Annotated in this window: 28 protein-coding genes; 18 read left to right on the forward strand and 10 right to left on the reverse strand. The window is 67.2% G+C overall.

What is annotated here, in order from left to right; genetic code table 11:
- Positions 1 to 26: 26 nt before the first annotated feature.
- The 4 genes from ASD72_RS01410 to ASD72_RS01425 form a co-directional block, all read right to left on the reverse strand.
- Positions 27 to 599, reverse strand: a complete 573-nt coding sequence (locus ASD72_RS01410) for a hypothetical protein (protein WP_155944409.1) — start codon at positions 597 to 599, stop codon at positions 27 to 29.
- 2 nt (positions 600 to 601) lie between these two features.
- Positions 602 to 1,090, reverse strand: a complete 489-nt coding sequence (gene ybeY, locus ASD72_RS01415; RefSeq protein WP_056878182.1) for an rRNA maturation RNase YbeY — start codon at positions 1,088 to 1,090, stop codon at positions 602 to 604.
- Positions 1,091 to 1,219: 129 nt separating this feature from the next.
- The gene (locus tag ASD72_RS01420) at positions 1,220 to 2,206 is read right to left on the reverse strand and encodes a PhoH family protein (RefSeq protein WP_056878183.1); all 987 of its coding nucleotides are present in this window, start codon (positions 2,204 to 2,206) and stop codon (positions 1,220 to 1,222) included.
- A gap of 27 nt (positions 2,207 to 2,233) precedes the next feature.
- Positions 2,234 to 2,422, reverse strand: coding sequence for a hypothetical protein (locus ASD72_RS01425; protein ID WP_056878184.1), 189 nt, complete (start codon positions 2,420 to 2,422; stop codon positions 2,234 to 2,236).
- A 251-nt stretch (positions 2,423 to 2,673) separates the two neighbouring features.
- On the opposite strand from ASD72_RS01425, the gene ASD72_RS01430 reads away from it, so the two are divergent.
- The 5 genes from ASD72_RS01430 to ASD72_RS01450 are packed head-to-tail and all read left to right on the forward strand — an operon-like array spanning position 2,674 to position 6,823.
- Entirely contained in the window at positions 2,674 to 3,387 is a 714-nt protein-coding gene (locus ASD72_RS01430) for a TetR/AcrR family transcriptional regulator (RefSeq protein WP_235577899.1), read from the forward strand.
- Entirely contained in the window at positions 3,377 to 4,336 is a 960-nt protein-coding gene (locus tag ASD72_RS01435) for an HlyD family efflux transporter periplasmic adaptor subunit (protein ID WP_056878185.1), read from the forward strand. The genes ASD72_RS01430 and ASD72_RS01435 overlap by 11 nt, the downstream gene beginning before the upstream one ends.
- Positions 4,337 to 4,349: 13 nt before the next feature.
- On the forward strand, positions 4,350 to 5,276 hold the full coding sequence (locus ASD72_RS01440) for an ABC transporter ATP-binding protein (RefSeq protein ID WP_155944431.1): 927 nt from the start codon (positions 4,350 to 4,352) through the stop codon (positions 5,274 to 5,276).
- Entirely contained in the window at positions 5,273 to 6,358 is a 1,086-nt protein-coding gene (locus ASD72_RS01445) for an ABC transporter permease (RefSeq protein ID WP_056878187.1), read from the forward strand. Before ASD72_RS01440 ends, ASD72_RS01445 begins: the two co-directional genes overlap by 4 nt.
- A 33-nt stretch (positions 6,359 to 6,391) precedes the next feature.
- Positions 6,392 to 6,823: a hypothetical protein gene (locus tag ASD72_RS01450; protein WP_056878188.1), complete on the forward strand. Its 432-nt coding sequence runs from the start codon at positions 6,392 to 6,394 to the stop codon at positions 6,821 to 6,823.
- A 9-nt stretch (positions 6,824 to 6,832) separates the two neighbouring features.
- On the opposite strand, the gene miaB is transcribed toward ASD72_RS01450, so the two are convergent.
- A complete protein-coding gene (miaB, locus tag ASD72_RS01455; protein WP_056878189.1) occupies positions 6,833 to 8,317 on the reverse strand; it encodes a tRNA (N6-isopentenyl adenosine(37)-C2)-methylthiotransferase MiaB in 1,485 nt (494 codons plus the stop codon).
- A 205-nt stretch (positions 8,318 to 8,522) separates the two neighbouring features.
- Between miaB and ASD72_RS01460 the strand changes: the two genes are divergently transcribed.
- The 6 genes from ASD72_RS01460 (at position 8,523) to ASD72_RS01485 (ending at position 13,540) form a co-directional block, all read left to right on the forward strand.
- Complete coding sequence (locus tag ASD72_RS01460) at positions 8,523 to 9,437, forward strand: lytic transglycosylase domain-containing protein (RefSeq protein WP_056878473.1); 915 nt, start codon at positions 8,523 to 8,525, stop codon at positions 9,435 to 9,437.
- 166 nt (positions 9,438 to 9,603) lie between these two features.
- Complete coding sequence (petA, locus tag ASD72_RS01465; RefSeq protein WP_056878190.1) at positions 9,604 to 10,215, forward strand: ubiquinol-cytochrome c reductase iron-sulfur subunit; 612 nt, start codon at positions 9,604 to 9,606, stop codon at positions 10,213 to 10,215.
- A gap of 3 nt (positions 10,216 to 10,218) precedes the next feature.
- A complete protein-coding gene (locus ASD72_RS01470; RefSeq protein WP_056878191.1) occupies positions 10,219 to 11,478 on the forward strand; it encodes a cytochrome bc complex cytochrome b subunit in 1,260 nt (419 codons plus the stop codon).
- The gene (locus tag ASD72_RS01475) at positions 11,471 to 12,217 is read left to right on the forward strand and encodes a cytochrome c1 (protein ID WP_056878192.1); all 747 of its coding nucleotides are present in this window, start codon (positions 11,471 to 11,473) and stop codon (positions 12,215 to 12,217) included. The genes ASD72_RS01470 and ASD72_RS01475 overlap by 8 nt, the downstream gene beginning before the upstream one ends.
- Before the next feature lie 180 nt (positions 12,218 to 12,397).
- On the forward strand, positions 12,398 to 13,033 hold the full coding sequence (locus ASD72_RS01480) for a glutathione S-transferase N-terminal domain-containing protein (RefSeq protein ID WP_056878193.1): 636 nt from the start codon (positions 12,398 to 12,400) through the stop codon (positions 13,031 to 13,033).
- 60 nt (positions 13,034 to 13,093) lie between these two features.
- Positions 13,094 to 13,540 (forward strand): ClpXP protease specificity-enhancing factor, encoded by a 447-nt coding sequence (locus ASD72_RS01485; RefSeq protein WP_056878194.1) that lies wholly within the window; start codon positions 13,094 to 13,096, stop codon positions 13,538 to 13,540.
- A 21-nt stretch (positions 13,541 to 13,561) separates the two neighbouring features.
- On the opposite strand, the gene ASD72_RS01490 is transcribed toward ASD72_RS01485, so the two are convergent.
- From ASD72_RS01490 to ASD72_RS01500, 3 genes are read right to left on the reverse strand one after another with little or no spacing between them, the layout of a single operon-like run.
- On the reverse strand, positions 13,562 to 13,903 hold the full coding sequence (locus ASD72_RS01490; RefSeq protein ID WP_056878195.1) for a DUF3301 domain-containing protein: 342 nt from the start codon (positions 13,901 to 13,903) through the stop codon (positions 13,562 to 13,564).
- On the reverse strand, positions 13,900 to 14,766 hold the full coding sequence (gene nadC / locus ASD72_RS01495; RefSeq protein ID WP_056878196.1) for a carboxylating nicotinate-nucleotide diphosphorylase: 867 nt from the start codon (positions 14,764 to 14,766) through the stop codon (positions 13,900 to 13,902). The genes ASD72_RS01490 and nadC overlap by 4 nt, the downstream gene beginning before the upstream one ends.
- Entirely contained in the window at positions 14,763 to 15,032 is a 270-nt protein-coding gene (locus ASD72_RS01500; protein WP_056878197.1) for a Trm112 family protein, read from the reverse strand. Before ASD72_RS01500 ends, nadC begins: the two co-directional genes overlap by 4 nt.
- Positions 15,033 to 15,099: 67 nt before the next feature.
- Between ASD72_RS01500 and purE the strand changes: the two genes are divergently transcribed.
- Both purE and ASD72_RS01510 read left to right on the forward strand, forming a co-directional pair.
- Positions 15,100 to 15,609 carry a 5-(carboxyamino)imidazole ribonucleotide mutase gene (gene purE / locus ASD72_RS01505; protein WP_056878198.1) on the forward strand — a complete coding sequence of 170 codons (510 nt, stop codon included), beginning with the start codon at positions 15,100 to 15,102 and terminating at the stop codon, positions 15,607 to 15,609.
- Positions 15,606 to 16,748 (forward strand): 5-(carboxyamino)imidazole ribonucleotide synthase, encoded by a 1,143-nt coding sequence (locus ASD72_RS01510; RefSeq protein ID WP_056878199.1) that lies wholly within the window; start codon positions 15,606 to 15,608, stop codon positions 16,746 to 16,748. The genes purE and ASD72_RS01510 overlap by 4 nt, the downstream gene beginning before the upstream one ends.
- Before the next feature lie 72 nt (positions 16,749 to 16,820).
- Here ASD72_RS01510 and ASD72_RS01515 read toward each other — a convergent pair whose 3' ends face one another.
- Both ASD72_RS01515 and ASD72_RS01520 read right to left on the reverse strand, forming a co-directional pair.
- Entirely contained in the window at positions 16,821 to 17,246 is a 426-nt protein-coding gene (locus tag ASD72_RS01515; RefSeq protein ID WP_056878474.1) for a hypothetical protein, read from the reverse strand.
- Between the two features lie 156 nt (positions 17,247 to 17,402).
- Complete coding sequence (locus tag ASD72_RS01520; protein ID WP_056878200.1) at positions 17,403 to 17,981, reverse strand: Fe-Mn family superoxide dismutase; 579 nt, start codon at positions 17,979 to 17,981, stop codon at positions 17,403 to 17,405.
- A gap of 157 nt (positions 17,982 to 18,138) precedes the next feature.
- Here ASD72_RS01520 and grxD point away from each other — a divergent pair, with 157 nt between their 5' ends.
- From grxD to ppnN, 5 genes are all read left to right on the forward strand, one after another.
- Entirely contained in the window at positions 18,139 to 18,459 is a 321-nt protein-coding gene (gene grxD / locus ASD72_RS01525; RefSeq protein ID WP_056878201.1) for a Grx4 family monothiol glutaredoxin, read from the forward strand.
- On the forward strand, positions 18,456 to 19,202 hold the full coding sequence (locus tag ASD72_RS01530; RefSeq protein ID WP_081420066.1) for an SDR family NAD(P)-dependent oxidoreductase: 747 nt from the start codon (positions 18,456 to 18,458) through the stop codon (positions 19,200 to 19,202). Before grxD ends, ASD72_RS01530 begins: the two co-directional genes overlap by 4 nt.
- Positions 19,199 to 19,801 carry a YhgN family NAAT transporter gene (locus tag ASD72_RS01535; protein WP_056878202.1) on the forward strand — a complete coding sequence of 201 codons (603 nt, stop codon included), beginning with the start codon at positions 19,199 to 19,201 and terminating at the stop codon, positions 19,799 to 19,801. Before ASD72_RS01530 ends, ASD72_RS01535 begins: the two co-directional genes overlap by 4 nt.
- Positions 19,802 to 20,061: 260 nt before the next feature.
- Positions 20,062 to 23,400, forward strand: a complete 3,339-nt coding sequence (locus tag ASD72_RS01540) for a TonB-dependent receptor (protein WP_155944411.1) — start codon at positions 20,062 to 20,064, stop codon at positions 23,398 to 23,400.
- Positions 23,401 to 23,530: 130 nt separating this feature from the next.
- The gene (gene ppnN / locus ASD72_RS01545; protein WP_056878204.1) at positions 23,531 to 24,913 is read left to right on the forward strand and encodes a nucleotide 5'-monophosphate nucleosidase PpnN; all 1,383 of its coding nucleotides are present in this window, start codon (positions 23,531 to 23,533) and stop codon (positions 24,911 to 24,913) included.
- The last annotated feature ends 1 nt before the right edge of the window (position 24,914 follow it).

Raw genomic sequence — 24,914 nt, forward strand, 5'->3', positions numbered from 1 at the left:
GCGCCCGGTCGGGCGTGGGGGCCAGTCTAACCCGGTTGGGTCACGGTTGCAGGCGCGGCCGGCGCCTCGTCTTCGGGCGCGTCCTCGGGCAGGTCCAGGCTGTAGCTGCAGCCCGCCAGCGTCTTCCCCGGGTGCGAGGCGACGTTGCTGACGTTGAGGACGACGGATTCGATCAGCACTTTGCCGCTCGTCGCATCGCGGGTCTCCTCGCTGCGCAGTTCCTTGCCGAACATGGCCTTGGCCGGCGTATCGATGGCGGTCTCGAGCGCCAGTTCCTTCGCCAGCGGACGCGGATCGGGCAAGTCCAGGATCGCCATCACGCTGCCGCCCGAGAAGGCGATGTGGCCGGTGTCGTGGCCGAACACGCGGATCGGCGACGCCAGCCGGTACTCGGTCATGAACATGTTCGCCTGCGGCAGCGGTTGCCAGCCGAGCGCGACGGCCTTCAGCGGGTCTTCCAGTGCGGGTGCGAGCGCGCTGAGGCCGGCGATGTCGCCGCGGCATTCGATCAGCGAGGCGAGGTCGGTCGCGGCCTGTGCGCGCGCGGAAACGGGCAGGGCCAGCGCCACGCAGGACGCGAGCAACAGGGAGCGCAGCATGGTCATTCTTCCGCGTAGGGGTCGTCGATGCCGAGGTCGGCGAGGATCTCGCGCTCGAGTTGCTCCATGCACTCGGCTTCCTTGTCGTCCTCGTGGTCCCAGCCCAGCAGGTGCAGGGTGCCGTGGACGGTCATGTGGGCGTAATGCGCGGCCAGCGGCTTCTTCTGCTCGCGGGCCTCGCGCGCGACCACCGGTGCGCAGATCACCAGGTCGCCGAGCAGCGGCATCTTCACGCCCTTGGGCAGCTTCACGCCTTCGGCCATCTCGGCCGGGAAGCTCAGCACGTTGGTGGCGTAATCGCGGCCACGGTAATGGCGGTTGAGCGCGCGGCCTTCCTTGCTGTCGACGATGCGGATGGCCAGGTCGGCCTCGCGGATGCGGCCCGCCAGCGCAGCGGCCACCCACTTGCGGAAGCTCACCGCCGACGGAATGCCGGCGCGGGGCAACGCGTAGTTCACGGAGACTTCGAGGCGGACGGGGCCTTGGGTCATCTTGGGTGCTCGTCATTCCGGCGGAAGCCGGAATCCATTCTGATGTCGCTCGATGATGGGGTAATGCAAGCCAAGGGGGAAGCTCAACATGGATCCCGGCGCGCGCCGGGATGACGCCGAACGCAAGGGTTATGCAGCCGGGCCGGTTTCCGCGTCCTTGCCGTCGCGTGCATCGTAAGCCCGCACGATCTTCGCGACCAGCGGGTGGCGCACCACGTCGCGGCTGGTGAAGAAGGTGAACGAGATGCCGTCGACGTTGCGCAATACTTCCAGCGCGTCCTTCAGGCCGGACTTCTGGTGCTTCGGCAGGTCCACCTGGGTCAGGTCGCCGGTGACGACGGCGGTGCTGCCGTAACCGATGCGCGTGAGGAACATCTTCATCTGCTCGATGGTGGTGTTCTGCGCTTCGTCGAGGATGACGAACGCGTCGTTGAGCGTGCGCCCGCGCATGTAGGCCAGCGGCGCGATCTCGATGACGTTCTTCTCCAGCAGCTTGACCACTTTCTCCACGCCCAGCATCTCGTACAGCGCGTCGTACAGCGGGCGCAGGTACGGGTCGACCTTCTGCGACAGGTCGCCGGGCAGGAAGCCCAGCTTCTCGCCGGCCTCCACCGCCGGGCGGACCAGGATCAGGCGCTGCACGCGCGACTCGTTCAGTGCTTCCACCGCGCTGGCGACGGCCAGGAACGTCTTGCCGGTGCCGGCTGGGCCGATGCCGAAGTTGATGTCGTGGGTGGCGATGGCGTGCAGGTACTTGGCCTGGTTGGCGCCACGGCCGCGCACGGTGCCGCGCTTGACCTTGATCGCCACGTCCTGCGGCTCATAGCCGTCCTCGGCGACGCGCTCCACGTTGGCGGCGTTCAACCGCAGGTGGATGGCTTCGCTGTCGAAGGTCTCGCCGGCGGCTTCTTCGTACAGGGAATGCAGCAGTTTTTCCGTGGCGACGACGGCCTTCTCCGGGCCGGTGACGCGGAAGACCGCGCCGCGGTTGGCGATCTCCACGCCCAGCCGCAATTCGACCTGGCGCAGGTGCGCGTCGAAGGGGCCGGCGAGGTTGGCCAGGCGTTCGGTGTTCTCGGGTTCCAGGGTGAATTCGCGTTTGCTGGGTTCGGTCATGGGGCAGGGGATGGTTCGGTTCGTTGGCTAGTGGCGCGTCTGGTCGTCGGCATCGTCGACGGGCCACTGGTTGAAGACGTAGACCTCGTCCTCGACGAGGGCCTGGTCGAAGTGCTCGATGTTGGGCGCTTCGTCACGTCCGATCTGGGCGGGCTCGTCCTCGACGGCGATGACGACCCAGCCCTGTTCGCGGATGAACTCGGAGGCGCGTCGCATCGGGTCGTCGGCGAATCCGGGCTTCTGGTAGCAGGTGACGTACGCGCCGCCGGCTTCGGCGAAGTCCGGGCTGTCGGCACGCGGCCGGGCTTCCAGCGTGAATACCCACAGGCGGGGGCTATCCGAGGAAATGGCGGCGATCCTGGCAAACGCAAGGCGGGCGCGCAGGGTAGCGCGACCACCCCGGACCAGCCAGCCGGGCGCCGTTCGTCGGGATCGGCTTGAAATTTAATTAATCACAAAATTAAATAATGGCTATGACGACGACATCACCCCCGACGCGAACCGGCGGCCGCAAGGCGTCCTCTCCGTCCACGCCGCGCAAACGCACCCGCGGGCGCCGCCCGACCGCCGAAACCGCCGATCTGCGCGCCACCCTGCTGGATGCGGCGCTGGCGTGCTTCGTCCGTCGCGGCATTGCGGCCACCTCGCTGCGCGACATCGCCACGGAAGCGGGGGTAACGCCGGCGCTAGTGCACTACTACTTCGGCGACAAGGCGCAGCTGCAGGAAGCGGTGGTGGCGGAGCGGTTGTTGCCGGTGATCGGCCAGCTGCGCGCGCCGCTCTTGCAGGCGGGCGACGGCGACGTGGCCGCGCTGGTCGCCGGGTTCGTGCACGGCATCGCAGGCGTGGTCCAGCAGCACCCCTGGCTGCCGACGCTGTGGGTGCGCGAAATCCTGTGCGAAGGCGGCGCACTGCGCGACATGATGATCAACCAGGTCGGCCCGCTGCTGCCGAAGATGATGGCCGGGCGCTTCGCCGCCGCGCAGCAGGCGGGGCAGCTCAACCCGGACCTCGATCCGCGCCTGCTGATGGTGTCGCTGATCGGGCTGACCATGTTCCCGATGGCGAGCGCGCCGATCTGGCGCCAGCTGTTCGGTGCCGACGACATCGACTTCAACGACCTGCGCCGGCACACGCTGGTGCTGCTGGACCGTGGACTGGAGCTGGACCATGCGAAATGAACTGCAACGCGGTGCCCTGGCCGCCGCGATCCTTGCGATCGCGGGCTGCGCCGCCGACGCACCCGCGGCCCTGGGCACGCTGGAATGGGACCGGGTGACGCTGCCGTCGCCGGTCGCCGAGAAGATCGTGCGCATCGACGTGCGCGAAGGGCAGCAGGTGGCGGCAGGTGCGCCGTTGCTGCAGCTCGAACTGGCGCGCACCCAGTCGCAACTTGCCGCCGCGCAGGCGCAGGCCACGCAGAGCCGCGAAGTCCTGGCCGAACTGCGCGCCGGCCCGCGCGTCGAGACCATCGCCCAGGCACGCGCCAGCCTGGCAGCCGCGCAGGCGCAGGTCCGGGACGCGGACGCTTACTACGCGCGCCTGCAACCGTTGGGGCGCCAGCGCCTGGTCGCCGCTTCCGAGGTGGATCGCGCGCGCGCGGCGTCGCAGGGCGCGCAGGCCCAGGTGCGCTTGGCGCAGGCCGCGTTGCTGGAGTTGGAACACGGCACGCGCGCCGAACAGGTCGCGCAGGGCGAAGCCGCCGTCGCATCGGCGGACGCACAAGCGCGCGTGCAGGCGGTGACGCTGGAAAAGCTCAACATCATCGCGCCGCGCGCGGGCCGCATCGACAGCCTGCCGTACAAGCTGGGCGACCAGGCGCCGGTCGGCGCGCCGCTGGCGGTGATGCTGGTCGGCGAGGCGCCGTATGCGCGCGTGTACCTGCCGCAGGCGATGCGCAACCGGCTGAAGGTCGGCGACACGGTGCGTGTGCGCCTGGACGGCGAGGGTGCGACCCACGAAGGCCGCGTGCGGATGATCCGCAGTGAACCCAGCTTCACCCCGTACTTCGCGCTGACCGGCCAGGACGCCGCACGCTTGAGCTATCTCGCCGAAATCAGCCTGGGCCAGGACGCCGCCGGCTTGCCGGTGGGTGCGCCGCTGCAGGTGGTGTCCGATGGCGACGAATGACGAAGGACTGGCGATCCGCGTCCGCGGACTGACCAAGCGCTTCGGTGCGCTGGTCGCGGTGAACGACGTCGACCTCGACGTGCCGCGGCGCAACGTCTACGGCTTCCTCGGCCCGAACGGCTCCGGCAAGTCCACCACCATCCGCATGCTGTGCGGCTTGCTGACGCCGACGGCGGGCGACATCGACGTGCTGGGCCTGCGCATCCCGGAACAAGCCGAGGCGCTGCGCACGCGCATCGGCTACATGACCCAGAAGTTCTCCCTGTTCGAAGACCTCACCGTCCGCGAGAACCTCGAGTTCCTGGCGGCCGTGCAGGACATCCCGCGCGCGCCGGCACGGCGGCGCATCGATGAACTGGTCGAGCAGTACCACTTCCAGGACCGGCAGAAGCAACTGGCCGGCACGATGAGCGGTGGACAGAAGCAGCGCCTCGCGCTTGCGGGCGCGGTGATCCACTCGCCCGAATTGCTGTTCCTCGACGAACCGACCAGCGCGGTGGATCCGGAATCGCGCCGCGACTTCTGGGAAAAGCTCTTCGAGCTCGCCGACGCCGGCACCACGCTGCTGGTCTCCACGCACTACATGGACGAGGCCGAGCGCTGCCATCGCATCGCCATCCTCGACCGTGGCGTGCTGGTGGCGGACGGCACGCCCGATGCGCTGACGGGTGAACTCGCCGGCCGCACGCTGGTGGTGGAAGCGCCGGAGCCGCGCCAGGCGCAGAAGGTGCTGGTCGGCCTGCCTGGCGTGATCAGCGTGGCGCAGATCGGCAACGTGCTGCGCGTGCTGCTGGCCGAGAACGGACAGGCCGCGGACCGCATCGCGCAGAGTCTCCGAGCGGCCGGGATCGGGGCGGAGGTGTCCGCGGCGCCGGCCAACCTGGAGGACGTCTTCGTCTCCGCCACGCGCGGGCAGCCGGCGCGCGAGGAAGCCGCATGAAATTCCGTCGCCTGATGGCCGTGATGGTGAAGGAGTTGCGGCAGATGCGGCGCGACCGCATCACCCTGGCGATGATCGTCGGCATCCCGGTGATGCAGCTGCTGCTGTTCGGCTACGCGATCAACACCAACCTGCGCGACCTGTCCGCCGGGATCGCCGACCAGTCGCGCACGGCCGCCTCGCGCGCGCTGATGATGGATATCGTCGCCACCGGCGTGGTCACGCCGACGAAGGAGGCCGCGACGCCGCAGGAACTGGTCGAGGCCATGCGGCGCGGCGAGATCAGCATCGGCATCGTCATTCCGCCGGACTACGTGCGGCGCCGGGCCGAGGGCCGCGAGGCGGTGCAGATCTTCGTCGACGGCAGCGACAACGCCGTGCAGAGCGCCGCGGCGCAGCTGGCGCAGATGCCGCTGGAGGGCAGCAGCAGTTCGCTGGCGACGCGCACGATCAGTGTGGTCGGCTTCTACAACCCGCAGCGGCGCTCGGCGGTGAACATCGTGCCGGGGCTGATCGGCGTGATCCTGACGATGACGATGGTGCTGTTCACCGGCGTGGCCATCGTGCGCGAACGCGAACGCGGCAACATGGAACTGCTGATCGCCACGCCCGTCAGCAGCGCGGAACTGATGATCGGCAAGGTGCTGCCCTACGTCGCCATCGGTTTCGTGCAGACCACGGTGGTGCTGGCACTGGGCATGTGGCTGTTCCAGGTGCCGCTGGGCGGCAGCCTGCTGCACGTGTACATCGCTGCTTGCCTGCTGATCGTGGCCAACCTGACGCTCGGCCTGCTGATCTCCACCGGCGCGAAATCGCAGTTCCAGGCGATGCAGATGACGTTCTTCATCTTCCTGCCGTCGATCCTGCTGTCGGGCTTCATGTTTCCGTTCGCCGGCATGCCGAAGGTCGTGCAGTGGATCGCCGAGGCGTTGCCGCTGACCCACTTCCTGCGCCTGATCCGTGGCGTGATGCTGCGCGGCGCCAGCCTGTGGGAGCTTTGGCCGGACGTGCTCGCGCTGCTGGCCTTCACCGCCGTGATGATGACGGCGGCCATCCTGCGCTTCCGCAAGCGGCTGGACTGATAGGCTGGCGCTCTTCCGGCAAGAGGGGCGAGCATGGACAAAGCAGCGATCGGTGCGGTGGTGGACGCTATGTACGCGATGATCTCGGGCCCGGCGGGTCCGCGCGACTGGTCGACGCAGGACGAGGTCTTCCATCCCGATTGCCGCCAGATACGCACCGGCGTCGACGCGCAGGGTGCGCCGTGGCGCCTGTCCTTCTCGCTGGCGGAATACCGCGCCAACGCCGACGCCCTGCTGGCGGAGATGGATTTCTTCGAAGTCGAAACCGGGCGGGAGATCCGCGTGTTCGGCAACATCGCCCACGTCTGGAGCGCGTACGAGGCCCGCCACGCACCCGGCGATGCGGTGGCGGAACGCCGCGGCATCAACAGCATCCAGCTCTACAAGGGCGAGGACGGCTGGAAGATCATCCACATGATCTGGGACAACGAGCGCGACGGCGTGCCTCTGCCCGCCGTCGGCTGACACGCGACGTCAGTCGGTGTCGGCGATGCGGCCGCGCAGCGAGTTGGTCAGCGCCTCGGTGATCGCCACGTCGACGAACTGGCCGACCAGGCGCGGATGGCCGGGGAAGTTCACCGAGCGCATGTTCTCGGTCTTGCCGGTCAGCTCGTTCGGGTTCTTTTTCGACGGGCCTTCCACCAGCACCGACTGCACCGTGCCGACCATGCGCTGCGAGATGCCGGCGGCATGGGCATTGATGTGCTGCTGCAGTCGCTCCAGGCGCGCGTGCTTCACGGCGTCCGGCGTGTCGTCTTCCAGGTCCGCGGCCGGCGTGCCGGGGCGGCGCGAGTAGATGAAGCTGAAGCTCTGGTCGAAGCCGACGTCCTCGAGCAGCTTCATCGTCTTCTCGAAATCGGCATCGGTTTCGCCGGGGAAGCCGACGATGAAATCCGAGCTGATCGAGATGTCGGGCCGCACGGCACGGAGCTTGCGGATCTTCTGCTTGAACTCCAGCGCGGTGTAGCCGCGCTTCATCGCCGACAGCACCCGGTCGCTGCCCGCCTGTACCGGCAGGTGCAGGAAGTTGGCCAGCTGCGGCACGTCGCGGTACGCGTCCACCAGCGAGTCGCTGAACTCCAGCGGGTGCGAGGTGGTGAAGCGGATGCGGCCCACGCCATCGATCTCGGCGATGGTGCGGATCAGCAGGCCCAGGTCCGCGACTTCGCCGTCGCCCCCGCTTTCATCAGACGCGTAGCGGCCGCGATAGGCGTTGACGTTCTGGCCGAGCAGGTTGATCTCGCGCACGCCCTGCGCGGCGAGTTGCGCCACTTCCACCAGCACGTCCTCGAACGGCCGGCTGACTTCCGTGCCGCGGGTGTAGGGCACCACGCAGAACGAGCAGTACTTCGAGCAGCCTTCCATGATCGACACGAACGCCGACGGGCCTTCGGCGCGCGGCTCGGGCAGACGGTCGAACTTTTCGATCTCGGGGAAGCTGATGTCGACCTGCGGCTTGTTCTGCTCGCGGCGCGCGCGGATCAGCTCCGGCAGGCGGTGCAGCGTCTGCGGGCCGAACACCAGGTCCACGTAGGGTGCGCGCTTGACGATCGCTTCGCCTTCCTGGGAGGCCACGCAGCCGCCGACACCGATGATGACGTCGCGGCCGCCGGCCTTCAGGGCCTTCCACCGGCCGAGCTGGCTGAAGACCTTTTCCTGCGCCTTCTCGCGGATGGAGCAGGTGTTGACCAGCACCACGTCCGCTTCCTCGGGGTTGTCGGTCAGCTCCAGGCCGTCGGAGGCGGCGAGCACGTCGGCCATCTTGGCCGAGTCGTACTCGTTCATCTGGCACCCGTGGGTCTTGATGAAAAGCTTTCCTCGCGAAGGCGAGCCTTCGCTGGGCTTGCCGCGCGCCTGGTCGGGCGTGCACGCACGGCCAACGGGCAGGGGGACGAGGGCGGGGTCGGTCACGGCAGGGCCGGCCGTGGTCGGCAGGTCGGGGGCTTGCGTCCCGGTCATGGTGCTTAATCCAGTCGGGTGGGCGGGCAGGGCCGCGTAGTTTACGCGCTGGGGCGGCCGGAACCCCTCCCGGATGGCGTTGATAGTAGGTAACAGGCCATCCCGGGCCATCGTGCCGCCGGCTCCTCGAACTCCGACCGGCCGCACAGATTGGAGGAAACCTTTGTTGGACAAGGACTTGGCAACCGCTGGCGAATTGGGGACACTGCGCGGCATGAGGGGGACTCTGACGCTTCTGGCCACACTGGCCGCGTTGACCGCACTGCCGGCCAGCGCGGGCACGCTGTACAAGTGCACCGGCGATGACGGTGTGCCGAACTACGTCAGCAAGCGCGTCAGCGGCGCCAGCTGCGAAGTGATCAGTCGCTACACCCCGGATCGCAGCCGCCCCGCGCAGGTCACCACCGTGTCGCGTCCGGCCGCACCGCCGCCTGTCGCGCCGGCACTGGGCGCCGCCGTGACCCCGGCGCTTTCCGATTCCGCCAGCGCAGTGGTTCCTGCCTCCGCGCCGCCTGCGCCCGCGCCCGCCACCGGCCCGCGCCGCGTGGTCAGCGGCCAAGTCTACTCCTACATCAAGGACGGCGTGCGCCACTACACGAGCACGCGCCCGCGCGGCAGTACCCAGGTCGCCAGCCTGCGCACGATCAAGTACAGCTACATCGAAACCTGCTTCGCCTGCGGCAATCCGAGCGTGGACTTCGGTCGCCTGCGCCTGAATACGGGCGCGTACCAGGCCGAGATAGCCGCCGCCGCGCGCGAATTCGGCGTGGAAGAGGCGGTGATCCGCGCGATCATGCATGCCGAGTCCTCCTACAACCCGCTGGCCCTGTCCCATGCCGGTGCGCAGGGGCTGATGCAGCTGATGCCCGCCACCGCGCGCCGGTTCGGCGTGAGCGACAGCTACAACGCCGGCCAGAACATCCGCGGCGGCACCCAGTACCTGGCGTGGCTGCTGAAGCGATTCAACGGCAACCTGACCCTGGCCGCCGCGGGCTACAACGCCGGCGAAGGCGCGGTAGACCGCCACGGCGGCGTCCCGCCGTACAAGGAAACCCAGCGCTACGTGGAGCGCGTGGCCGTGCTGGCCGACCGCTACCGCCAGGCCGTTGCCGCGCGCTGAGTCGTTCGGAGCGCGCCGATGCGCGCGCAACTCCTTGATTTCAAGGCAGCCGTTGTCGGCCGATTAAGCCTTCCGTTACACTTTGCCGTCTTTTGCGGCCCGCACCGGTGTTGGGGTGCGGCCTTGGCAGCCTTTTTAGCTACCTGATTGTTTTGCGGAGTGCCGGATGGCCATCGATGGGGTCAATGGGCCTGTGAATACGGGCCGACGCCGGTTCCTGACTGCGACCACCGCTGTGGTGGGTGCAGTGGGTGCCGGTATTGCAGCTGTACCTTTTATCAAGTCGTGGAATCCGAGCGCCCGGGCCAAGTTGGCCGGTGCCCCGGTGACCGCCGACATCACCGGCCTGCAGGAAGGCCAGCGCCTGATCCTGGAATGGCGCGGGCAGCCGATCTGGATCGTCAAGCGCTCCAAGGCCGTGCTCGACGCGCTGCCCACGCTGGACGGCAACCTGCGCGACCCGCAGTCGTCCAACAAGGACCAGCAGCCGGCCTACATCACCGGCGAGACGCGGTCGATCAAGCCGGATATCTCCGTGCTGGTCGGCTTGTGCACGCACCTGGGCTGCTCGCCCGAGATGGCGGCCGAGATCAAGCCCGAGCCGTACGACCCGAACTGGAAGGGCGGTTATTTCTGCCCCTGCCACAAGTCGCGCTTCGACATGGCCGGCCGTGTGTTCCAGGGCGTCCCGGCGCCCACCAACCTCGTGGTGCCGCCGCACTACTACGAGAACGACACGACGATCATCGTCGGCGTCGACCCGAAGGGGGGCGCATAAGCCATGGCGAACATCATCACCCGTACCGCTGATGGCCTGATGGACTGGTTCAACGCGCGCGCGCCGGGCTTCATGCCCGTGTACCGCAAGCACATGAGCGAGTACTACGCGCCCAAGAACTTCAACATCTGGTACATCTTCGGCGTGCTGTCGATCGTGGTGCTGGTCAACCAGATCCTGACCGGCATCTTCCTGACGATGCACTTCAAGCCGAGCGCCGCGGAAGCCTTCGCGTCGGTCGAGTACATCATGCGCGACGTGGAGTGGGGCTGGCTGATCCGCTACATGCACAGCACCGGCGCCTCGCTGTTCTTCATCGTCGTCTACATCCACATGTTCCGCGGCCTGATGTACGGCTCGTACCAGAAGCCGCGCGAGCTGGTGTGGATCCTCGGCATGCTGATCTACCTGGTACTGATGGCCGAAGCCTTCCTGGGCTACGTGCTGCCGTGGGGCCAGATGTCGTTCTGGGGCGCCAAGGTGATCATCTCGCTGTTCGGTGCCATCCCCGTGATCGGCAACGGCCTGACCGAGTGGATCATGGGCGACTACCTGCCCGGCGACGCCACGCTGAACCGCTTCTTCGCCCTGCACGTGATCGCGCTGCCGCTGGTGCTGCTGCTGCTGGTGGTGCTGCACATCTTCGCGCTGCACGAAGTGGGCTCGAACAACCCGGATGGCGTCGAGATCAAGAAGGGTCCGAAGGGCAACCGCTGGTCGCCGACCGCGCCGGCCGACGGCGTGCCGTTCCATCCGTACTACACGGTCAAGGACGGCTTCTACGTGGGTGGCTTCCTGATCCTGGCGGCGTTCATCGTGTTCTTCGCCCCCGCCATGGGCGGCTGGTTCCTGGAGCACGACAACTTCACCGAGGCCAACAGGCTGGTGACCCCCGCGCACATCAAGCCGGTGTGGTACTACACGCCGTACTACGCCATGTTGCGCGTGGTGCCGCACAAGCTGAGCGGCGTGCTGGTGATGTTCGGTGCGATCGCGATCCTGTTCCTGGTGCCGTGGCTGGACCGCGCGAAGGTCAAGTCGTACCGCTACCGCGGCGTGCTGTCGAAGGTGCTGCTGGGCGTGTTCGCGATCTGCTTCGTGTGGCTGGGCAAGATCGGTGCGGGCCCGGGTACGGATCCGGTGGAGACCATCATCGGCCGCTTCCTGACCGGCTTCTACTTCCTGTTCTTCCTGACCATGCCGATCTGGACCAAGATCGACAAGACCAAGCCAGTGCCCGAGCGGGTGACGACGCATGACTAAGACTTTCGCCTCTCGCCTAGCTGTGTTCGCCAGCGGGTTGCTGATCTCGTTCGCCGCGCTCGCCGCCGAAGGCGGCGCCACGTTGCAGGCCGGCAACGACCTGGGCGACCGCGCCTCGCTGCAGCGCGGCGCGCAGCTCTACATGAACTACTGCGCGGGCTGCCACTCGCTGAAGTACATGCGCTATTCGCGCATGGCCGAAGACCTGGGCCTGACCGAAGACGAGGTGATGAACAACCTCAACTTCACCGGCGCCAAGTTCGGCGAGCAGGTCCAGGTGTCGATGCCGCACGATCCGGCGACGAAGTGGTTCGGCAAGATGCCGCCGGACCTGAGCGTCATCTCCCGCGTGCGTGGCAGCGACTGGATCTACACGTACCTGAAGTCGTTCTACCTCGACGAATCGCGTCCGCTGGGCTGGAACAACAAGCTGTTCCCGAACGCCTCCATGCCGAACCCCCTGTGGGAACTGCAGGGCCTGCAGCACGCGGAGTTCGGTCCGGCCGATCCGGCCACGGGCGAGCGCCACGTCGAAAGCCTCAAGGTGACGCAGGCCGGTCGCCAGAGTGCGAAGGACTTCGACCAGACCGCGCGCGACATCACCAACTTCCTGGAGTATGTCGGCGAGCCGGCGGCCCTGAAGCGCCAGAGCATCGGCGTCTGGGTGATCCTGTTCCTGGCAGCGCTGACGTTCCTGGCCTACCTGCTGAAGCAGGAGTACTGGAAGGACGTCCACTAAGGGCGCCATATCGCCGCCACGGTGCGGGCTTCGTGCCCGCGCCGTAGACGGAGTCGGCCGGGCGTGGGGTTGCTTGGCTTTTTCCGGCGGGGATTGCACACTCAGGGACCGGGGCGACCTTCGGCAAGGGGCCGGTGGCGTCGGTGCGATCGGCGGATTCCGGTCGTCGGAGAGCCGTGAATGGCTGCGAGCCCACGTATGCGCAATACACTGACGTTGTTTTCCTCCACCGATGACGTGCTCTGCCACCGCGTGCGGCTGGTGCTCGCCGCCAAGGGCGTGAACTACGACCTGGTACCGGTGGATCCGCAGAACCCGCCCGAAGACCTCATCGATCTCAATCCCTACCATTCCGTGCCCACGCTGGTGGAGCGCGACCTGGTGCTCTACGCCGCCTCGGTGGTCAGCGAGTACCTGGACGAACGCTATCCGCATCCGCCGCTCATGCCGGTCGATCCGCTGTCCCGCGCGCGCCTGCGCTTGGCCATGCTGCGCATCGAGCACGACTGGGTGCCGCAAGTGCAGGCCATCCAGCTGGGCAACAAGCAGCAGGCCGAAGCCGGCCGCAAGCGCTTGAAGGAATTGCTGACCGCCTCGGTGCCGCTGTTCAAGGCGAGCAAGTTCTTCCTCAACCCCGAGATGAGCCTGGCCGACTGTGCGATGGCCCCGATCATCTGGCGCCTGCCCTCGCTGGACGTGCCACTGCCGAAAGACGGCAAGGCCATCGAGGACTACGGCAACCGCATCTTCCGCAACCCCGGCTTCATCCGCAGCCTGACGGACGCCGAGAAGAAGCTCCGCGAGATTCCGGCCTAACCGGAATCACGCCCGGCCGATTCGCGCGCACGCCTTTCGCGATCGGCCTCAGAGACCCCCATGACCGACGACTCCTCCCGCATGACCAGCCACCGCCCGTACCTGCTGCGGGCGCTGAACGAGTGGATCGCGGACAACGGCATGACGCCCCACCTGCTCGTGGATGCCACGCAGGCCGGCGTGCAGGTGCCGATGAGCGCGGTGAAGGAAGGCAAGGTGGTGCTCAACATCGCCGAACGCGCCGTCGTGCGGCTGCTGATCGACAACGAGGCGGTGAGCTTCACCGCGCGCTTCGGTGGCGTCAGCCATCCGGTGTACGTCCCGATCAGCGCCGTGCTCGCGATCTATTCGCGCGAGACGGGGCAGGGCATGGCACTGCCTGATGACGTTGCGCCAGGCCCGGAACACGACGGCGACGATGAGCCGCCGTCGCCCGATACGCCGCCGGACGACCAGACACCGCCGGCGCCGGGCAAGCGCCCGCCGTTCCTGCGCGTGGTGAAATAACCCGCTGCGATCGCAGCGGGGTCAGTGCAGGTCGAGCGGTGTGACCGACGGGACGACCGGCCCCACGAACGACACCAGTTCGCCCTTGCGCAGCACCAGGCGGCCGACATGGCGGTCGATGCCGTCGTGCGAGTACTCGAAGCGGAAGCTGCGCTCGAAACCCAGCCATCCATCCTCGCCACGGCACACGCGTAGTCCTGCGGCGTGCACGCTCTGGTCGAGCCAGATCACGCCGGCTGCCTTGCAGGCATTGCGACCCAGCACACCTGCGCGCTCGGCGGCCGCACGCGCGGCATTCCAGTAGGCGAAGGCGGCCGCCGCCGCGACCATCCACAAGAGGGCGCTGAGCGGCGACATGCTCATGGCGCGGGACCGAGCTTCATCGACAGGTCGATGGCGCGGACGTGTTTGGTGAGTCCGCCGATGGAGACGAAATCCACGCCGTCTGCGGCGATGCCGGCGAGTGTCGACATATCCACGCCGCCTGAAACTTCCAACGGAATGCGACCGTCGTAAGGTGCGGCCTTCGCGCGCCGAACGGCTTCGCGGCGGGTGCCTGCATCGAAGTCGTCGATCAGGATGCGTTCGCAGCCTTCGGACAGCGCTTCATCCAGCTGCGCCAGCGTCTCCACCTCGACGATCAGCGGCAACGACGGTTGCGCGGTGCGTGCGGCGCGGATCGCCGCCGTGAGCGAGCCCGCGGCGCGCACGTGGTTCTCCTTCAGCATCACGGCGTCGTACAAGCCGATGCGGTGATTGCGCCCTCCGCCGCACAGCACGGCGTACTTCTGCGCCAGGCGCAGGCCGGGCAGGGTCTTGCGCGTGTCGAGGATCGTGCAGCCCGTGCCTCGCACCGCATCGACATAGGTCGAGGTGGTGGTCGCGGTGCCCGACAGCGTCTGCAGGAAGTTCAGCGCGGCGCGTTCGGCCGTGACCAGGGCGCGCGTGCGGCCGGACAGGGTGGCCAGCACGGTGCGGGCGGAAACGCGGTCGCCCTCCTGCACGCGCCACTCGATGCGGACGTCCGGGTCGAGGGCGCGATGGCAGGCATCGAACCACGGGCGACCGGCGATGACGGCGTCTTCCTTGCAGAGCAGGTAGGCGATGTCGGTGGTGTCGGGCAAGAGCGCCGCGGTGACGTCGCCGGTGCCGACGTCCTCGGCCAGCGCGCGCGCCGCATCGGCGCGGACCACGTCTTCCGGCGGGGGCGTCGGGCGCTCGTTCATCGGGCGGGGAAGTCGCCTGCCTGGGTGGTGGCGATGGCCTCTTCGGCAAGCAGGACGGGGATGCCGTCTTCGACCCGGTAGACCGTCTTGCGATCGTGCGTGAGCAGCGCCTCGCGAAGCGGTTCGGTGACGGCCGTATCGTCCGCACGCCTGACCTGCCCGTCACTGATCGCACGGTTCAACGCGTCCAGGCCGCGCGCATCGAGCACGGCCAGCGGCTGGCGGGTGGTGGGGCAACACAGGAGGTCCAGCAGTTTGCGGTCCATGGAGGTCGGGACTCGATCGGTGGTTCAGTCAGGAGGGTAGAATACGTCTTTGCGACCGAGGACGGCCATGACCGCCAGCGTTTCCAGCCCCGTGGTGGGCATCGTGATGGGCTCCCGCTCCGACTGGGACACCATGCAGCACGCCGCGCAGAAACTGGATGCGCTGGGTGTGCCCTACGAGGTGAAGGTGGTCTCGGCGCACCGCACGCCCGACGTGCTGTTCTCGTACGCCGATGAAGCCGCCTCGCGCGGCCTGCGCGCGATCATCGCTGGCGCCGGCGGCGCGGCGCACCTGCCGGGCATGCTCGCGGCGAAGACCGCGGTGCCGGTGCTCGGCGTGCCGGTGCAGTCGAAGGCGCTCAACGGCATGGATTCGCTGCTCTCCATCGTGCAGATGCCGGCCGGCATCCCGGTGGCGACGTTCGCGATCGGCAACGCGGGCGCCGCCAACGCGGGCCTGTTCGCCGCCGCGCTGCTCGCGCCGGAATACCCCGCCATCGGTGCGGCGCTGACCGCGTTCCGCGCGCGCCAGACCGATGACGTGATGGCGCACGACGACCCGCGCCAGCCGCTATGACGACGGTCGGCATCCTCGGCGGCGGGCAACTGGCACGCATGCTGGCGCTGTCGGGCGCGCCCCTGGGCCTGCGCTTCCTCGTGATGGACACCGCGCCGGATGCCTGCGCAGGCCAGTTCGCGCCGTTGCTGGTCGGCGACTACCGCGACGAAGCGGCCCTCGCCGAATTCGCGTCGAAGGTCGATGTGGCCACCTTCGATTTCGAGAACGTGCCCGCGGAAAGCGCGGAGTGGCTGGCGCAACGCGTGCCGGTGTTCCCGAATCCGCGCGCGCTCGCCGTCGCGCAGGACCGGCTGGTCGAGAAGACGCTGTTCCGCGAGCTGGGTATTCCGGTGGGCGCGTTCGCCGATGTCGCCTCGCGCGAGCAACTGCGGGAGGAAGTGGAGCGCCTCGGGGGCGCGTGCATCCTCAAGACGCGCCGCCTGGGCTACGACGGCAAGGGCCAGTTCCGCCTGCGGTCGGTCGACGACGTCGATGCGGCGTGGGAAGCGCTGGGTGCGCAGGCGGCGACGGTCGGGCTGATCGTGGAAGCCTTCATTCCGTTCGAGCGCGAGCTGTCGGTGGTGGCGGTGCGTGGCCGTGATGGCGAATTCCGCACCTGGCCGCTGACCGAGAACTGGCATGTCGACGGCGTGCTGTCGGCCAGCCTGGCGCCCGTGCGCATCGACGAGGTACTGGCGCACGCTGCCCGTGAACATGCACGCAAGCTGGCCGAAGCGCTGGATTACGTCGGCGTGTTCGCACTGGAACTCTTCCATCGCGATGGCCAATGGCTGGCCAACGAGATGGCGCCGCGCGTGCACAACTCGGGTCACTGGACGATCGAGGGTGCGGAAACGTCGCAGTTCCAGAACCACTTGCGTGCGGTGCTGGGCCTGCCGCTGGGCGATACGCGCGTGCTGGGGCACGCCTGCATGTTGAACTGGATCGGCGAGATGCCTGCCGCCGCGCCCGTGCTGCAGGAAGCCGGCGGCCATTGGCACGACTATGGCAAGGAGCCGCGCGGTGGACGCAAGGTGGGACATGCCACCGTCCGCGCCGACGATGTGGAGGCGCTCGCCCACGCGCTGGCGCGCATCGGTGTCGGCCTCGCACGCCAGGCGCAGGTCGCGCCGGTCATCGCGCGCCTTACCGCCTGACGTCGGCGGCCATCGATCGGAACGAAGAACGGCCGGGTCACCCGGCCGTTCTCCATTGCGGGCTGCCACGCGTCAGCGGCAGCGTCCGAACCGGTCCGGCGACGCGCCCGGTCCACCCTTGGGGCCGGGCGGATTCTCCCAGTTGGTGCCGCGGCCGCCGCGCGGGCCCGGCGGATTGTTGTCCAGGTCGAACCAGCAGCGCTTCGCCTGATTCCACAAGCCGTAGCGCGGGTGCCAGTACCCGTACTGCGGATTGAAGTAGTAGCCGTTCTTCACCACGACGAACTCGTAGCGCTTGCCGCCGTGGCGGTACCAGCGCCGGTCGGGCGACGTACCCGGGCCGCCCTTCCATCCGGGCGGGTTCTCCCAATTGGTGCCGCGGCCGCCGACGGGGCCGGGCGGGTTGTTGTCGCGGTCGCGCGGTGCGGCGTCGGCATTCGCCGATAGCGCCAGCAGGACGGTGAGCAGGGATCCAGCCAATCCATAACGCAGTGCCATGGTGTTCTCCTCGGGGTGGGACCACGCCCCGGGGAACGCCTGCATCGCTGCCTGTGTTGACGCGATGGTGGCCGCGATTCATCCGGCAGCCAGCGTCGCGAAAAGAAAACGGCCGGGTTTCCCCGGCCGTTCGAACGTACCGCGCTGGCCGTGCGATCAGCGCAGGTTGCCGGCCACGAAGTCCCAGTTGACCAGGGCCCAGAACGACTCGACGTACTTCGGGCGCGCGTTGCGGTAGTCGATGTAGTAGGCGTGTTCCCACACGTCGATCGTCAGCAGCGGCTTGTCCTCGCCCGTCAGCGGGGTGGCGGCGTTGGAGGTGCTGGCCAGCGCCAACGAACCGTCCGGACGCTGCACCAGCCAGCCCCAGCCGGAACCGAAGGTGCCGATGGCGGTCTTGGTGAACTCTTCCTTGAACTTGGCGAAGTCGCCGAAGGTCTTGTTGATCAGTTCGGCCAGCTTGCCGGTCGGCTCACCGCCACCGTTGGGCTTGAGGCAGTTCCAGTAGAACGTGTGGTTCCAGACCTGTGCGGCGTTGTTGAACATGCCGCCCTGCGACTTGCGCACGATCTCTTCCAGCGACGCGTCGGCCAGCTCGGTGCCTTCGATCAGCTTGTTGAGGTTGTCCACGTAGGTCTTGTGGTGCTTGCCGTAGTGGAAGTCGATGGTCTCGCCGGAGATGTGCGGCTCCAGGGCGGTGCGGTCGTAGGGCAGGGGGGGCAGTTCGATGGCCATGGCTCGGTTCCTTATGCTAGGCGGGTCAAGGGGCATGCCGGGCATCGTCGGAGCGATGCGAGGGCTTACAATGGGCAATCCGCCGGCGAGGCCTGCGGAGCGGACCGAAAGTGTACCCGACGGTGGTTGCCAAACCGTCAAGGAAGGAGAAATCAGCATGCCGGTGATGGAACGCATCCAGGCCGAAGTGGATGGCCACCCGATCGTCCTTTTCATGAAGGGCACGCCACAGTTTCCGATGTGCGGATTCTCCAGCCGTGCCATGCAGGCGTTGCGCGAAGCCGGCGCCGAACACCTCTACACGATCAACGTGCTGGAAGAGCCCGAGATCCGCGCCAACCTGCCGCGCTTCTCGAACTGGCCCACGTTCCCGCAACTTTTCATCAACGGCGAGCTGATCGGCGGCTGCGACATCACGCTCGAACTGCACGAGTCCGGCGAACTCCAGCGCATCGTCGCCGAGGCCTTGTCGCCGTGAGCCTGATCGGATTGCCCACCCGCGCGCCGCGCGGACTGGACCAGCGCGTCATCCTGGTCAGTGGCGCGCACGGCGGGTTGGGGAGCGCGGCGGCGATCGCCTGCGCGCAGGCAGGCGCCACCGTGGTGCTGCTGGGCCGCAAGGTGCCGAAGTTGAATCGCGTGTACGACGCGGTCGCGCAGGCCGGCGCGGAGCCGCTGCTGTATCCGCTGGACCTGGAAGGCGCGACGCCCGACGACTACGCCGAATTGGCCGACCGGTTGCGGGCCGAACTGGGGCGCCTCGATGGCGTGCTGCACTGTGCCGTCGAGTTCAAGGGGCTGACGCCGCTGGAGCACACCGACCCTGCGGCGTTCGCGCGGGTGGTCCACGTCAACCTGACGGCGCCGTGGTGGCTGTCGCAGGCATGCCTGCCGCTGCTGCGGCAGTCGCAGGATGCAGCGCTCGTGTTCGCACTGGACGACCTGGAGCGTGTCGGCCAGCCCTACTGGGGCGCCTACGGCATCGCCGAGCATGGCCTGGCCGCGATGGTGGGCATGCTGCATGCGGAACTGGGCTCGTCGTCGATCCGTGTTTCCGCGCTGCAGCCGGGACCGATGCGCACCGGCTTGAGGTCGCGCGCCTACGCGGACGACACCGACCTGCAGGCCCGTGAAGCGGCCGATTACGCCGGTGCCTGTGTCACCCTGCTGTCATCTTCCGGCGCCGCCCACCGCGGCCAGGTCTGGAAAGTGCGCGCATGACCATCCTGTCGGCGGCGATGCTGCTGTTCCTGATCCTCGATCCGCTCGGCAACATCCCGGTGTTCCTCAGCGTGCTGAAGCCGTTGCCGACGCGCCGGCAGCGCATCGTGGTGGTCCGGGAACTGCTGATCGCGCTGGTGGTGCTGATGCTGTTCCTGTGGTGCGGCAAGTACGCGCTGGAGCTGATGCACCTGCGGCAGGAGTCGGTGGCCATCGCCGGCGGCATCGTGCTGTTCCTGATCGGCGTGCGGATGATCTTCCCGCGTCCCGAGGGACTGATGGGCGAAACGCCCGGCGGCGAACCCTTCATCGTGCCGCTGGCGATCCCCCTGGTTGCCGGCCCCTCGGGCATGGCGGCGGTCATGCTGATGGGCAGCTCCGAGCCGGATCGGCTGGGGGACTGGAGCCTGGCCCTGCTGATCGCCTGGGCGGCGACCGCCGCGATCCTGATTTCCGCCACCGTGCTCTACAAGTGGCTGGGCCGCAGCGTGCTGACCGCGATCGAGCGGCTAATGGGCATGCTTCTTGTCGCCATCTCCGTCCAGATGGTGCTGGACGGGGTCGGGACCTACCTGAAGCTGACGCCCCCCAACATCTGACGGCAGGGCGTCCAGCGCCCTGCGGCTACGCGCACCTCGACGGTGCACCACGGGGCTTCGCCACTGTCATGTTGCACCGCGGAAGATTGTCATGCCGCGGTCACAAAATGGTCCTATCGTGTTAACCTGTTATTAACCTCCGCGGACGCCGCGTGGGCCATGGGAACCCCTAGCACGCCCTCTGAACCGACCTCGCCGGCCGGTTCCGCACGTCCTGTCAGCCAGCTTCGCCACATCACTCCCGTACCGAGGTTTATCCGATGAACCAATCCCGTCGTCTTCGCTTGTCCAAGCTCAGCCTTGGCCTCGTTGTCGCACTCGCCGCCGCGCCTGCCTTCGCGCAGAGCACCTCGGCCGGTGTGGGCGGCCTGGTCACCGACAATGGCGGCCAGCCCGTCGTCGGCGCCGAGGTGACCATCACCCACGTCGAATCCGGTACGGTCAGCCGCGCCACGACCGATGCGAGCGGTCGCTACACCGCACGCGGCCTGCGCGTCGGCGGTCCCTACCAGGTGACCATCACCAAGTCGGGTTCCGGCACCAAGACCGAAGACAACGTCTACCTGACGCTCAACCAGGTGAACACCGTCAATGCCGCCCTGACCGGCGACCTGACCACCCTGGAAACCGTCACCGCCGTGGGCTTCAGCGGTGGCTCGGAAGTGTTCAGCGCCACCAAGATGGGTTCGGGTACCAGCGTCGACCAGCGCGCGATCCAGTCGCTGCCGTCGGTCAACGGCAACATCCAGGACTACATGCGCCTCGATCCGCGCGTGACCTTCACCGATCGCGCCTCGGGCAGCATCACCGCCGGTGGCCAGAACCCGCGCTTCAACAAGATCACCATCGACGGCGTGTCGGCCAGCGACACCTTCGGTCTGGAAGGCAACAACATGCCGACCCAGCGCCAGCCGGTCTCGATGGAAGCCATCGAAGCCATCGACATCAACCTGTCGAGCTACGACGTCTCGATCGCCGGCGCCGCCGGTGCCAACGTCAACGCCGTCACCAAGTCGGGCACCAACGAGTTCCACGGTTCGGTGTACGGCAGCTATCGCGATGGCGACTGGTTCGGCAAGCACCCGGTGACCAATGCCGAGTTCGGCGAGTTCACCGAAGAGGAAACCTACGGCTTCACGCTGGGTGGCCCGGTGGTGAAGGACAAGCTGTTCTTCTTCACGAACTACGAAAAGTACAAGCGCGGCAAGCCCAGCCCGGACCTGAGCAACACCCCGCTGATCCGCGCCGACGGTGATTTCGATGCCGCCGATCTTGCGGAAGTGCAGCGCATCGCGCGCGACATCTGGGGCTTCGAGCCGGGCGAGACCTCCGGCAACGGCGATACCGAGCTGGAAGAGTACGCACTGAAGCTGGACTGGAACATCAGCGACGCGCACCGCGCCAGCGTCCGCTACAGCAAGCTGGAGCAGACCCGCGTGCGTCCGGAAGGTTCCGGCGCCAGCACGCTGGCCCTGAGCTCGAACTGGTTCTCGCACGAGAAGACCGTCGAGAGCTACGTCGGCCAGCTGTTCAGCGACTGGACCGACACGTTCTCGACCGAGTTCAAGGTGTCGTACCGCGACTACTCGGCGATCCGCGTCAGCCCGACCACCGCGCCGACCATCCAGGTGTACTTCGACGACCTGAACAACAGCAACGCGATCACGTCGGGCGACTTCATCCGCCTGGGTACCGAGCGCAGCTCGCCCGGTAACACGCTGCTGACCGAGACCTGGAACTACTTCGGTTCGGCCACCTGGACCCTGGGCGACCACGACATCAAGTTCGGTGCCGAGTACAGCGAAAACGACATCTACAACTTCTTCCTGCAGGACTCGTGGGGCAACTACAGCTTCTACGTCCCGTCGGTGGGTGGTGTCTCGAACTTCGGCAACCTGATCCGCGGCCAGTACTTCGACTACGACCTGCAGACCAATCCGACCAACCCGGACGCGATCGCGGCGCAGTACAAGAACAAGAACCTGGGCCTCTTCATCCAGGATACGTGGTACGTCACGCCGAACCTGACGCTGACCTTCGGCGTGCGCGCCGACAAGCCGACCGCCAGCCCGGCCCCGCCGTACAACGCCTGCTTCGCCGCCGCCCCCGGCACGGTGAACGCGGCCTGCGGCACCGGTTACACCGGCGGCTTCGGCCTGGACAACAGCAACACCTACAACGGCGACTACATCATCCAGCCGCGCTTCGGCTTCAACTACACCTTCGACAGCGAGCGCTCCATGCAGCTGCGCGGTGGCATCGGCCTGTTCCAGGGTGACGCGCCGCAGGTGTGGGTGGGCAATGCCTACAGCAGCACGGGCATGAACTACATCTCGTACCAGAACCTGGTCTGCAACGACGCCAATGCGGATGGCCTCTGCGACAACGGCGTGCAGTTCTCCGCCGACGGCCTGAACCCCTCGATCCCGGCCACGGGCACGGGCGTGCGCAACGTCAACGTGATCGGCGAGGACTTCGAGCTGCCGTCCGTGTGGAAGGCCAACCTGGCGTTCGACGTGGAGACGCCGTGGTACGGCATCGTCGCGTCGGCCGAGCTGCTGTTGACCGACGTCAAGAGCGGCCTGGTGTATCGCACGCTGAACGTGGGTCCTGGCTTCACCGGTCCGGACGGCCGCACGCTGTACTGGAACCCCAATGCACCGGGTGGCCTGTGGAACTCGAACACCGCGCAGGCGCGCTTCGGCCGCAATACCTACTTCGGTGACGTGCTCCTGATCGAGAACACCGACCAGGGCAAGGGCCAGCAGCTGACCGTGTCGTTGAACAAGCCTTTCAGCAACGACAGCGATTGGTCGTGGACCCTGGGTTACACCTACACCAACGCTGAAGAAGTCTCCGCGCTGACCAGCTCGACCGCCGGTTCCGGCTACGGTTCGCAGTACGGCTTCAACATCAACGAGCCGCAGGCCACCACCGCCCGTTACGAGATCCGGGACCGCTTCAGCGGCGCCCTGAACTGGTCGCACAAGTTCTTCGGCGACTACGCCACCCAGGTCGGCCTGTACTACGAAGGCCGCAGCGGCCGTCCGTACAGCTACATCTTCACGGGTGACGCGAACGGCGACAGCCGCACCTTCAACGACCTGTTCTACGTGCCCGCAGGCCCTGGCGACGTGCTGTTCGGCAGCCTGACCTCGGCCGGCGTGTTCACGCCGAACGCAGCGATGGAAGCCGCCTTCTGGTCGTGGCTGGAAACCCAGGAAGGCCTGAGCCGCTACAAGGGCACCTACGCGCCCGAGAACGGCTTCCGCGCCGGCTGGGTGAACACGTTCGACGTGCGCATCAGCCAGGAACTGCCGGGCTTCTTCAAGGGCCACAAGTCGAAGATCTGGCTGGACATCCAGAACGTCGGCAACCTGATCAACAAGGATTGGGGCCACATCCTGGATTACGGTTTCAATGGCAACAACGCCGTTGCCAGCATGATCGGCATGTACCAGGGCAAGTACGTCTACGGTTACCGCAGCGGCACCGAGTTCGGCCAGGCCAGTGCACTGGCCGTGCCAACCGATGCCGACCAGCAGACCAACGGCGTCTCGCAGTGGTCGCTGCAGGTGGGTCTGAAGTACGAGTTCTGATCCTGCGATACCCAAGCGATACGAAGTACGAACGGCCGGGGAAACCCGGCCGTTCTTTTTTGGGCGGGCTCCTCTTGCCCGCGGGACTGCGCTAAAGTCCCGCCCCTGACGACGGAAAACAGGAAATACCATGAGCGAAACGGCATCGAGGGCGTTGCCGGTGCAGGACGCGCGGATCTATCCGCGCGGCGGACTGGACGTGCTTTCCCGCGCCGAAGTGGCGCGTCTGCGTGACGCCTCGAGCGGTGGCATGCATGAACTCCTGCGCCGCTGCGCGCTGGCCGTGCTGACCAGTGGCAGCGCTTCGGACGATCCGCGCGCCGCGCGCGATCTCTACCCCGACTTCGATATCCAGGTCCTGCAGCAGGACCGGGGCGTGCGCATCGACTTGATCAATGCGCCCGCGATGGCCTTCGTCGATGGCGAGATCATCCGCGGCGTGGCCGAGTTGTTGTTCGCCGTGGTGCGCGACCTGGCGTACACCGCGATCGAACTGGGTCCGGAATACGCGGCCGACCTCGAATCGTCGGCCGGCATCACCAATGCGGTGTTCGGCCTGCTCCGCAATGCGCGCATCCTCAAGCCGACCGATCCGAACCTGGTCGTGTGCTGGGGCGGCCATTCGATCTCGCGCGACGAATACCTCTATACCAAGCAGGTCGGTTACGAGCTCGGCCTGCGTGGCCTGGACATCTGCACCGGCTGCGGCCCGGGCGCGATGAAGGGGCCGATGAAGGGCGCGACGATCGCGCACGCCAAGCAGCGTCGTGCGAAGACCCGCTACATCGGTGTGACCGAGCCCGGCATCATCGCCGCCGAGTCGCCGAACCCCATCGTCAACCACCTGGTCATCATGCCGGACATCGAGAAGCGCCTGGAGGCCTTCGTCCGCATCGGCCATGGCATCCTGGTGTTCCCGGGCGGCGTCGGCACGGCGGAAGAAATCCTGTACCTGCTCGGCATCCTGCTCCACCCGGAGAATGCGCACCTGCCGTTCCCGCTGATCCTCACCGGCCCGACCATCGCGGCGCCTTACTTCGAGCAGATCGACCGTTTCATTCGGCTGACGCTGGGCGATGAAGCAGCGGCGCGTTACGAGATCATCATCGGTGATCCGGTGGCGGTCGCGAAGAAGATGGTGGCCGGTATCCGGCGCGTGCGCGAGTACCGCATCGAGCACAAGGATTCGTTCTTCTTCAATTGGGCGGTCCAGATTCCCGAGGACTACCAGCAGCCGTTCATTCCTTCGCATGAAGCGATGGCTGCGCTGCAGCTGCGTCCGGGCCGTGCGGTGCACGACCTGGCGGCCGACCTGCGCCGAGCGTTCTCCGGCATCGTGGCGGGCAACGTGAAGGAAGACGGCATGCGTCGGATCGAGGAATTCGGTCCGTTCGAGATCCACGGCGACGGCGCCATGATGCAGGCCCTCGATGCGCTGCTGCGTGCCTTCGTCGAACAGCGGCGCATGAAGATCGCGGGCGAGTACAAGCCCTGCTATCGCGTGGTGACCTGAG

Source organism: Pseudoxanthomonas sp. Root630 (genome assembly GCF_001427585.1).
Taxonomy (GTDB): Bacteria; Pseudomonadota; Gammaproteobacteria; order Xanthomonadales; family Xanthomonadaceae; genus Pseudoxanthomonas_A.

What these genes read in the sequence shown, in the direction of transcription:
- ASD72_RS01535 (WP_056878202.1), top strand. Translation starts at nt 19,199, where the DNA reads ATGACCATCCTGTCGGCGGCGATGCTGCTGTTCCTGATCCTCGATCCG.
- nadC (WP_056878196.1), bottom strand. Translation starts at nt 14,766, where the DNA reads ATGAACGAGCGCCCGACGCCCCCGCCGGAAGACGTGGTCCGCGCCGAT.
- grxD (WP_056878201.1), top strand. Translation starts at nt 18,139, where the DNA reads ATGCCGGTGATGGAACGCATCCAGGCCGAAGTGGATGGCCACCCGATC.
- ASD72_RS01540 (WP_155944411.1), top strand. Translation starts at nt 20,062, where the DNA reads ATGAACCAATCCCGTCGTCTTCGCTTGTCCAAGCTCAGCCTTGGCCTC.
- ASD72_RS01470 (WP_056878191.1), top strand. Translation starts at nt 10,219, where the DNA reads ATGGCGAACATCATCACCCGTACCGCTGATGGCCTGATGGACTGGTTC.
- ybeY (WP_056878182.1), bottom strand. Translation starts at nt 1,090, where the DNA reads ATGACCCAAGGCCCCGTCCGCCTCGAAGTCTCCGTGAACTACGCGTTG.
- ASD72_RS01430 (WP_235577899.1), top strand. Translation starts at nt 2,674, where the DNA reads ATGGCTATGACGACGACATCACCCCCGACGCGAACCGGCGGCCGCAAG.
- miaB (WP_056878189.1), bottom strand. Translation starts at nt 8,317, where the DNA reads ATGACCGGGACGCAAGCCCCCGACCTGCCGACCACGGCCGGCCCTGCC.
- ASD72_RS01490 (WP_056878195.1), bottom strand. Translation starts at nt 13,903, where the DNA reads ATGAGCATGTCGCCGCTCAGCGCCCTCTTGTGGATGGTCGCGGCGGCG.
- ASD72_RS01450 (WP_056878188.1), top strand. Translation starts at nt 6,392, where the DNA reads ATGGACAAAGCAGCGATCGGTGCGGTGGTGGACGCTATGTACGCGATG.
- ASD72_RS01485 (WP_056878194.1), top strand. Translation starts at nt 13,094, where the DNA reads ATGACCGACGACTCCTCCCGCATGACCAGCCACCGCCCGTACCTGCTG.
- ASD72_RS01445 (WP_056878187.1), top strand. Translation starts at nt 5,273, where the DNA reads ATGAAATTCCGTCGCCTGATGGCCGTGATGGTGAAGGAGTTGCGGCAG.
- ASD72_RS01520 (WP_056878200.1), bottom strand. Translation starts at nt 17,981, where the DNA reads ATGGCCATCGAACTGCCCCCCCTGCCCTACGACCGCACCGCCCTGGAG.
- ppnN (WP_056878204.1), top strand. Translation starts at nt 23,531, where the DNA reads ATGAGCGAAACGGCATCGAGGGCGTTGCCGGTGCAGGACGCGCGGATC.
- ASD72_RS01500 (WP_056878197.1), bottom strand. Translation starts at nt 15,032, where the DNA reads ATGGACCGCAAACTGCTGGACCTCCTGTGTTGCCCCACCACCCGCCAG.
- ASD72_RS01435 (WP_056878185.1), top strand. Translation starts at nt 3,377, where the DNA reads ATGCGAAATGAACTGCAACGCGGTGCCCTGGCCGCCGCGATCCTTGCG.
- ASD72_RS01510 (WP_056878199.1), top strand. Translation starts at nt 15,606, where the DNA reads ATGACGACGGTCGGCATCCTCGGCGGCGGGCAACTGGCACGCATGCTG.
- ASD72_RS01475 (WP_056878192.1), top strand. Translation starts at nt 11,471, where the DNA reads ATGACTAAGACTTTCGCCTCTCGCCTAGCTGTGTTCGCCAGCGGGTTG.
- ASD72_RS01480 (WP_056878193.1), top strand. Translation starts at nt 12,398, where the DNA reads ATGGCTGCGAGCCCACGTATGCGCAATACACTGACGTTGTTTTCCTCC.
- purE (WP_056878198.1), top strand. Translation starts at nt 15,100, where the DNA reads ATGACCGCCAGCGTTTCCAGCCCCGTGGTGGGCATCGTGATGGGCTCC.
- ASD72_RS01515 (WP_056878474.1), bottom strand. Translation starts at nt 17,246, where the DNA reads ATGGCACTGCGTTATGGATTGGCTGGATCCCTGCTCACCGTCCTGCTG.
- ASD72_RS01425 (WP_056878184.1), bottom strand. Translation starts at nt 2,422, where the DNA reads ATGCGACGCGCCTCCGAGTTCATCCGCGAACAGGGCTGGGTCGTCATC.
- petA (WP_056878190.1), top strand. Translation starts at nt 9,604, where the DNA reads ATGGCCATCGATGGGGTCAATGGGCCTGTGAATACGGGCCGACGCCGG.
- ASD72_RS01410 (WP_155944409.1), bottom strand. Translation starts at nt 599, where the DNA reads ATGCTGCGCTCCCTGTTGCTCGCGTCCTGCGTGGCGCTGGCCCTGCCC.
- ASD72_RS01420 (WP_056878183.1), bottom strand. Translation starts at nt 2,206, where the DNA reads ATGACCGAACCCAGCAAACGCGAATTCACCCTGGAACCCGAGAACACC.